This is a genomic window from Lactobacillus mulieris (genome assembly GCF_007095465.1).
Classification (GTDB): domain Bacteria; phylum Bacillota; class Bacilli; order Lactobacillales; family Lactobacillaceae; genus Lactobacillus; species Lactobacillus mulieris.
The window spans coordinates 1-1,372 of record NZ_SDGL01000032.1 but is presented as its reverse complement, the minus strand read 5'-3'; the positions used below and the strand labels follow the sequence as shown (position 1 = coordinate 1,372).

The window sequence follows — 1,372 nt, the reverse complement described above, 5'->3', positions numbered from 1 at the left end:
GAGACTGTAAAATAGTTTGTGTAAGGATGAATAATTCCTTAAATTTATTTCTTAAAACATTAGAAAAAGGAGTTCCTTTCTCGTATGATTGGTTTGAACAAAAAAACACATACAGAAAGAAGAACTCCTTCATGAATGATTTTACCAAAAATATAGCACAAGCTCTATTAAATCAAGACAAAATAAACGATTTATTGCGCAAAGAACTCCAGCAAGCAGTTAATGACCTATTAGAGGCTGAACTGACTGCGTTTTTAGGCTATGATCCTTATGCCAGAGCTGGCTGGAATACAGGCAATTCACGCAATGGTGCTTACTTTCGCAAGGTTGATACGCAATTTGGCGAGATTAAAATTCAGGTGCCTAGGGATCGTAACGGCATGTTTCATCAGCACACGCTCCCTGACTACAAGCAGCACTCCAATGTCTTGGAAAGCATGATTATCAAGCTATATTCCAAAGGCGTAACCACTAGAGAAATAGCCGACTTGATTGAAAAGATGTATGGCAGTCATTACAGCCCAGCTCAGGTATCTAACATCTCCAAGCAGATGATTCCAAAAGTCGAGGCCTATCATCAGCGCAAATTCAGTGACAAGTTCTTCTGCGTTTATTTGGACGCTACCTACATTCCTTTGCGTCGCATAACCTTTGATCGTGAAGCAGTTTATATTGCCATTGGCATCAAGCCTAATGGTCACAAGGAAGTCATCGATTACCGCATTGCTCCCAGCGAAAACGTCGAGAATTGGACGGAAATGCTTCAAGACATGAAGTCTCGCGGTCTAGAACAGGTTGAGCTCTTTCTTTCAGATGGCGTTGTGGGCATGAAGACAGTGCTGGAGCAGACTTATCCGAAAGCTCATTTTCAACGCTGTCTAGTTCATGTCATGCGCAATATTTGCGCTAAAGTACGCGTAGATGATCGCGAAACGATCATGAATGAATTCAAGCAAATTCATCAACAGCCAAATAAGGAAGCCGCGATCAAAGTCTTGCACGCCTTCTATGACAAGTGGAACAGAGCGTACAACCATGTCATCAGAAATCTCAAAGAGATTGAACCTGATCTGCTAGTCTTTTACAGCTATCCTAAGCAGATCAGGGCTTCAATTTACTCTACCAATATGATCGAATCCTTTAACAACGTTATCAAGCGTAAAGCTAAGCCTAAAGCAGAGTTTCCAACTGAACAGTCGCTTAATACTTTTATTGGCATTCAGGCAATGAGCTACAACGAACGCTATTTCAATCGAATCCACAAAGGCTTTGGTCAGGTTCAGGATACCTTAGAATCCTACTTTGATTAAATAAAAGATTAAAAAATCAATCTACGAGAAAAATCTATTTACACAAAAAATTTGACAGTTTC

General features: G+C 40.2%; 1 protein-coding gene. It reads left to right on the top strand.

What is annotated here, in order from left to right; translation table 11 throughout:
• The first annotated feature begins 131 nt into the window (after window positions 1–131).
• Window positions 132–1,310 (top strand): IS256 family transposase, encoded by a 1,179-nt coding sequence (locus ETI37_RS07700; protein WP_034535716.1) that lies wholly within the window; start codon window positions 132–134, stop codon window positions 1,308–1,310.
• The last annotated feature ends 62 nt before the right edge of the window (window positions 1,311–1,372 follow it).